Annotated in this window: 6 protein-coding genes; 3 read left to right on the top strand and 3 right to left on the bottom strand. The window is 60.0% G+C overall.

All coding sequences use genetic code 11. The features are described 5' to 3' along the window. The first annotated feature begins 487 nt into the window (after window positions 1-487). Window positions 488-817 carry a hypothetical protein gene (locus PMI37_RS01515; RefSeq protein ID WP_008077317.1) on the top strand — a complete coding sequence of 110 codons (330 nt, stop codon included), beginning with the start codon at window positions 488-490 and terminating at the stop codon, window positions 815-817. 145 nt (window positions 818-962) lie between these two features. Here PMI37_RS01515 and cynR read toward each other — a convergent pair whose 3' ends face one another. Next, window positions 963-1,844 carry a transcriptional regulator CynR gene (gene cynR / locus PMI37_RS01520; protein ID WP_008077319.1) on the bottom strand — a complete coding sequence of 294 codons (882 nt, stop codon included), beginning with the start codon at window positions 1,842-1,844 and terminating at the stop codon, window positions 963-965. Between the two features lie 119 nt (window positions 1,845-1,963). On the opposite strand from cynR, the gene cynS reads away from it, so the two are divergent. Both cynS and PMI37_RS01530 read left to right on the top strand, forming a co-directional pair. Next, window positions 1,964-2,431, top strand: coding sequence for a cyanase (gene cynS / locus PMI37_RS01525; RefSeq protein WP_008077320.1), 468 nt, complete (start codon window positions 1,964-1,966; stop codon window positions 2,429-2,431). A gap of 61 nt (window positions 2,432-2,492) precedes the next feature. Next, on the top strand, window positions 2,493-3,152 hold the full coding sequence (locus PMI37_RS01530) for a carbonic anhydrase (RefSeq protein ID WP_008077321.1): 660 nt from the start codon (window positions 2,493-2,495) through the stop codon (window positions 3,150-3,152). A 119-nt stretch (window positions 3,153-3,271) separates the two neighbouring features. On the opposite strand, the gene PMI37_RS01535 is transcribed toward PMI37_RS01530, so the two are convergent. Then, complete coding sequence (locus PMI37_RS01535) at window positions 3,272-4,774, bottom strand: aldehyde dehydrogenase family protein (RefSeq protein WP_008077322.1); 1,503 nt, start codon at window positions 4,772-4,774, stop codon at window positions 3,272-3,274. Between the two features lie 200 nt (window positions 4,775-4,974). Continuing rightward, a complete protein-coding gene (gene glsB, locus PMI37_RS01540; RefSeq protein WP_008077324.1) occupies window positions 4,975-5,883 on the bottom strand; it encodes a glutaminase B in 909 nt (302 codons plus the stop codon). Window positions 5,884-6,000 lie beyond the last annotated feature (117 nt).

A 6,000-nucleotide genomic window follows, 5' to 3' on the forward strand; every position in this document is an offset into this window, starting at 1 on the left:
ACAGCTTTGTCCGACAATATGTAGTGCTCAAAAATAATCACTACAAAACCGTTGACGGCGTCGTTTTGCTTTTGCATGATGAAGACGTTCCCCGATCGGGAACACGGGTAACACGCTTGAGCAAACTCGTCTGACCGCCGAGTTGTTTTTTCCGGATACACGCTGCCCACAAGGCAGATTGAAGAAGCTGACCTGGCCTGAACGTCCAGTACAAGGACGAGAAGCGCTGGCGAAAATTCTCAAGACGCTTGTGGTCGACACGGTAAATGTCGTCAAGAAGCCTCCCGGTTTTCGCTGCTTCTCTTCGTTGTGACGCTATTGCGTAGCAGTTATTCAACACGACTACATGCAACAGAGGCATGACCCCGTACTTCAACGGGCGAGCGCTGACGTCCTGGTTTCGGTGCCAGGGATCAACTAACCGATGGGCTACCTGTATTAGCGAATCAACTTTGAAAGATCACCACACTGGTCAAGGGGCATAATCATGAATCTGAACAATCAACCAACTATCGAAGAACTGGCTCGTATGTTCGCTGCGCAAAAAGACAGCCACGACAGCCACATTCTGTGGATCAGCAAGTCGGGTCAGGTGCATATCGACTGCCTGTCGCCGCATGCTGGTGAAGAAGAGTTCGACCAGAACAACCAGAACCTGGCGGCCCGCCTGAAGATGTATCGTCGCGGCCACGGCTATGTCGGCAAAAAAGCCGCCGCCGACAAGGACTTCATCGGTAATGTTCTGCAAACGCTGAAACAGGCGTGGGACTCGCTGCAGAACAAAAACGAAGTTCGGGTGATTGATCGGTTCTGCTGAGTCACTCCTTCAATAGTCAAAAGGGCCTGTTCCTGCCAAGGAACAGGCCCTTTTTATTGATCACCTGTAGGAGCTGCCGAAGGCTGCGATCCTTTGATCTTGCCCCTAAAAAACCAGATCAAAAGATCGCAGCCTTCGGCAGCTCCTACAGGGGTAGAGGGTTCAGGATCAGTTTGGTGAAGGCCACGGCGGCGGCGCTGTGGTAGTTGTTCTTGCGTCTTAACAATGCCGCCGCGCGTTGCGGTGCTTCGCTGTCGACCTGCAATCGACGCAGCGCCCGCTCTTCAGTGGCAATCGCCTGCGGCAGCATCGTCGCCATCGGCGAATGCCGAACCACCTCCAGCAACGTGCTCACCGAGTTCACCTCGATGCGGACCTTGGGCGTGATCCCGTGCTGACGAAAATACTCATCCACCGATAACCGCGTGATGAAATCCGGCGCCAGCAAAGCGAAATCCAGCTGCGCGATGTCATCCGCCGCCAGCACCGCAGTGCTCTCATACAACGGATGCTCACGCCCGACCATGATCCCCAGAGTTTCGGTAAACGCCGGAATACACTCGATGTCCGGACTGCGCACGGGCGTAAACGCAATCGCAACATCCAGCGAGTCATCCGCCAGCCCCGCCTCGATGTCGTCCATCGACAACTCGAAAATCTGCAAATGGATCCCCGGATACCGCGCCGTAAAGTCGCGCACCAACGGCCCGACCAGGTACGCCATGAACGTTGGCGTCATCGCCAGGCGCAAGCTGCCGCGAGACAGATCCTTCACGTCATGCAACGCCCGCTGGCCCGCCTCCAGCTCCACCAACACCCGCCGCGCGCATTCGATGTAAGCCTGGCCAGCGTCAGTGGGTTTGACCGAGCGCGATGTCCGGTCAAACAGACTTACCCCGAGGGTTTCTTCCAGTTGGCGGATCTGCTGCGACAGGGTCGGCTGCGACACGTGCAGCGCCTCGGCCGCGCGGGTGAAGCCGCCGTAATCGGCAACGGCCAACAGATAACGCAAATGTCGCAATAGCATAGGGCGCTCTATCTATAGGCAGGACTTATGCCGCGCATTGTATATCGGTCTTGGACGCTATGGATCAATCAGCCGAAGATTGCTCCACACAGCAAGCCAACCCCTGAAAGGAGTGACACATGCAACAGTCCCACGCCTACAACGATACCAGTCTGGCCCTGACCACCCGCATTCTCGACGCCAAGGCAGGCAAAGACCTGTCGTGGCAGGACCTCGCCGACGGTACCGGCCTTAGCCTGGCCTACGTTACCGCTGCCCTGCTCGGCCAGCATCCGTTGCCGGAAAACGCCGCCCAGGTCGTCGGCGATAAGCTGGAACTGAGCGCTGAAGACGTCGCCGCGATGCAGATCATTCCCCTGCGTGGCAGCCTCAGCGGTGTGCCGACCGATCCGACCATCTACCGCTTCCACGAGATGATCCAGATCTACGGCACCACCCTCAAAGCGCTGGTTCACGAGCAGTTCGGCGACGGCATCATCAGCGCGATCAACTTCAAGCTCGACATCAAGAAAGTCGAAGACCCGGAAGGTGGTTCCCGCGCCGTGGTCACCCTCGACGGCAAGTTCCTGCCCCTGCGTCCGTTCTGATGAGCCCCGGCCCGCACCTCGCGTGCGGGCCTTCCCGATCTCCCTGCAAGAGGACACGCACATGAAAGCCCTGATCGACGGCTTCCTGAAATTTCAGAACGAAGCCTTCCCGCAACGCACCGAGTTGTTCAAACACCTGGCGACGACGCAACAGCCCGGCACCTTGTTCATCACCTGTTCCGACAGCCGGGTGGTCCCGGAACTGCTGACCCAACAAGAACCCGGCGAGCTGTTCGTGATCCGCAACGCCGGCAATATCGTGCCTTCCTACAGCCCGCATCCGGGCGGAGTTTCAGCGACAGTTGAATACGCGGTGGCGGTACTTGGGGTGAGCGACATTGTGATTTGCGGGCATTCCGATTGCGGCGCAATGACCGCCATCGCCCAGTGCAAATGCATGGACCACCTGCCCGCCGTCAGCGGCTGGCTGCAACACGCCGAGTCGGCGAAAGTGGTGAATGAAGCGCGAGCACACGCCAATGACGCGGCGAAATTGAGTTCGATGGTGCGCGAGAACGTGATCGCGCAACTGGCGAATATCCAGACCCACCCGAGCGTGCGCCTGGCCCAGGAAAAAGGCCTGCTGAACCTGCATGGCTGGGTGTATGACATCGAGACCGGATCGATCGATGCGCTGTCGTCGGATCGGCGCACGTTTGTGCCGTTGGCGGAGCAACCGGCGACATGTGCAGTTTACGCAAACAGCGCCGACCCAGCCTGAAACACCCCTGTAGGAGCTGCCGAAGGCTGCGATCTTTTGATCTTGCCCCTAAAAAACAAGATCAAAAGATCGCAGCCTTCGGCAGCTCCTACAGTGAGGGGGTCTGTGTTGCCGGGGTATCAGCGTTTTACGCTGAGGTCGATCTGGCTCATGCGGCTACGCACAGTGAACACGCCGTCACCCGAAAGAATCGCACTGCGCGCAAACAACCGCCCGCTTTCCCAGTTCGAAAGTCCCAGTTCCGGCTTGTTCAGCGCGTACTGCCCATCGACCCAACGCGTGATGCCGTTGCCCACAAACGGCGCGTTGACCGCGTTATAGAAACGCTCCTGAACGGCGGCATGTTCACTGATCAGCGACACGGTGAATTGCGGGCTGTAACGGTTGAACAGCACGATCGCCTGATCCAGATCGTCAACGATCATCAGGCTGACTTCCGGAGTTTCCTCCCATTCCCACTCGCGACCCAAGGCTGACTCCGCCAACGGTTCGGCCAGCGCTTCGGTCTGATAACCCTCGGCGCGATAAACCTCGACCGTCGCGTTCTGCCACTCGGCCGGCAGGCATTCCTGGCTGCCTTCGACGATGTGCAGTTTGCAACCCTGGCCACGTGCGGTTCCGGCCTGCTTCAGCGCTTCAAGGAACAACGGCACCAGTTCATCTGCCCGATCACGCTGAATCAGGCAGACGTTCAAGGTATTGCAGACCTTGCGATCCAGCGAGTTGCGCACCACTGCCGCGAAGCGCGTGGCGTCGGCTTCGCGATCAGCGATCAACCACGCGCCACCGGTGCCGTGCAAACTGACGGCAGTGCCCGCCTGTTGCGCGATGCTGCCCAACTGGCTGACGGCTCGGCCCGACCCGCGCGCCACCGCCAGGGACAAGCGGCGGTCGGCAAACATCGCCCAACCGGCGGCATGATTGACGCTTTCGACCAGCGACACCGCACCGACCGGCAAACCGGCTTCGGCCAGCGCCGGATTCAGTGCGTGAGCGACAATCGCCTGCGCCGTGCCCAAGGCATCGCTGCCAATGCGCAGCACCGCCGTGTTGCCGGTGCGCAATACACCGGCGGCATCGGCAAACACATTCGGCCGCCCCTCAAAGACGAACGCGACGATGCCCAGTGGCGAGACGACCTGTTCAACCTTCCAGCCATCGTGCTCGACGCTGCTGATCACCTTGCCACGGGTTGGCGCCGCATCACGCCAGGCACGCAGGCCGGCAATCATGTCGCCGCGCATGCGTTCATCGGCGAGCAGGCGCGTGGTGGAGCGACCGCGCGCCTTGGCCCGCTCGATGTCGGCGAGGTTGGCCGCGGCAATTTGCGCCCAGCACTGCGGGGTTTCCAGGCGCTGTGCGAACAGATCGAAAAACTGGCTGATCGCCTCGTCCGAGACCGCCGACAACGCCGTAAACGCCGCAGCCGCTCGCTCGATCGCGACCGACGCCGCGAGTTGATCCGCCACCGGAATCAGCAACAGTTCCCCACTCACCTGCTCGACCAGCAGGTGGTCACCGGGCTGAAAACGCTCAGCCAGTTCGGGGCTGACCACGGTGACGCGGTTACCGGCGAAAGGGATCGGCGTGCCAGCGACGAGACGTTCGAGTGCAAGAGACATGAAGCAGATTCACCATGCAGGGAGCGGCCGGAAAATGTAGCGGATTACGCGATGAAATACATCTCTTCGAACACTAAAGATCCTTGTGGGAGCTGGCTTGCCAGCGATGGCGGCGGTTCAGGCAATACTCATGCTGGATGTTCCGGCCTCATCGCTGGCAAGCCAGCTCCCACAGGATTTATGGGGTTTGGGGGATTGGTTCAGAACACCGACCAGCCGATCCGCGAGCTGAGCATTTCCAGCGCCGCCATCCCCGCCAGCGAGTTGCCGGCGGCGTTGAGTTCCGGTGACCACACGCACACGCTGAACTGTCCCGGCACCACCGCGACGATTCCGCCGCCAACGCCGCTCTTGCCCGGCAGACCGACGCGATAGGCGAAGTTGCCCGCCTCGTCGTACAGGCCGCTGGTGGCCATGATCGAGTTGACTTGCTGGGTCTGACGCCGCGTGAGGATCTGTTCACCGCTGTGTTTGCAGTAGCCGTCGTTGGCCAGAAAGCAGAACGCCCGGGCCAGATCGATGCAGTTCATGCGCAGCGCGCAGTGGCTGAAGTAGCTGCGCAGCACCGCTTCGACGTCGTTGTGGAAGTTGCCGAACGACTGCATCAGATACGCCATCGCCGCATTGCGCGCGCGGTGCTGGTATTCGGAGTCGGCGACTTTGCCGTCGATCATGATTTGCGGATTGCCCGACAGGCGCCGCACGAAGTCGCGCATCGACAGGGTCGGCGCGGCGAAGCGTGACTGGTTGATGTCGCAGATCACCAGCGCACCGGCATTGATGAACGGATTGCGCGGGCGACCGCGTTCGAATTCCAGTTGCACCAGCGAGTTGAACGGCTGGCCGGATGGCTCATGACCGAGGCGATCCCAGATCGCTTCACCGGAATGATCAATGGCCTGCACCAGGCTGAACACCTTGGAAATACTCTGCACCGAAAACGGCGTTTCAGCGTCGCCGGCCCAGTACATTTCACCGTCGTTGCCGTACACGGCGATGCCCAGTTGATTGGCTGGCACAGTGCCGAGGGCAGGAATGTAGTCAGCCACCTTGCCTTGCCCGATCAGGGGCCGGACAGCGTCAAGGATCTCGTTCAACAGCGCTTGCATGCCGGGTTCCGAAGTCTCGCCCCATGGGATTGCGGGGACACTTGGGCTAGACGCTGCCGATCAATGCCGAATCACACCGCACACCTTCGATTCGCACAATGTAGGAGCTGCCGAAGG

The organism is Pseudomonas sp. GM80, from assembly GCF_000282515.1.
Lineage (GTDB): Bacteria > Pseudomonadota > Gammaproteobacteria > Pseudomonadales > Pseudomonadaceae > Aquipseudomonas.